This window comes from Pseudonocardia nigra, assembly GCF_019396355.1.
GTDB lineage: Bacteria > Actinomycetota > Actinomycetes > Mycobacteriales > Pseudonocardiaceae > Pseudonocardia > Pseudonocardia nigra.
The window spans coordinates 1-739 of sequence record NZ_JAHKRK010000549.1 but is presented as its reverse complement, the minus strand read 5'-3'; the positions used below and the strand labels follow the sequence as shown (position 1 = coordinate 739).

Genomic DNA, 739 nt, shown 5'->3' with positions numbered 1-739 from the left:
GCCCACGCTCTGATCGCGGGGGTCTTGTTCGCCGACAGGTTGTCCATGATCACGTAGATCGGTGCGCCGTCCGGGCGTGCCGCACGGATGGACTTGAGCGCGGCGAGGGTGTGATCACCGCCTTTGCGGCGCCGGTTCACGCCCCAGAGTTGATCGTCGCCGAGGCTGTAGCAGCCGTGGAAGTAGCGGATGCCGTGCGTGCGGTGATACGTCGCGGGCAGCCGCATCGGCCCGGACTCGGGCGCCCAGGTGCTGCCGTGACAGGGCCGGATCGAGAGCGGACCGAATTGGTCGAACGCGAAGCAGCGGTTCGGGAACTTGCTGGTCACCTCCTCGATCCGGTCCAGCTTGGCGTCCTTGTCCGGGTCGCGGGACTCCTTCCATGTCCGGGTCCGCTGAAACGACACCCGGTGCTCACGCAGCAGCTGGCGCAGCCGCTCACGACCGATCCGGACCCGCCGGTCCGGGTTCTCGACCAGGTACGCGGCGAGCTTGCGCACGCTCCAGTGCGTGAACGGGCACCCGCGCGCGCGGGGACGAGCCTTGGCCGTCGCGATGACGAACTCGATGTCCTCATCGTTGATCAGGCGGGGACGGCCTCCCGCCCACCGAGGGTCCAGCGCGGCCAACCCCCGCTCGTTGAAGGCGTGCACCACATCGCGCACGGTGTCCTCGTCCGCAGCCACCAGGCGGGCGATCGCCGGAACCGGTGTCCCCGACGACGACGCCATGATGATCA

At 68.9% G+C, this 739-nt stretch carries 1 protein-coding gene; it reads right to left on the bottom strand.

Annotated elements, in window-relative coordinates:
• Positions 1-739 (bottom strand): IS630 family transposase (locus KME75_RS42140; RefSeq protein WP_219420679.1); only part of this gene is annotated, 739 nt, incomplete at both ends.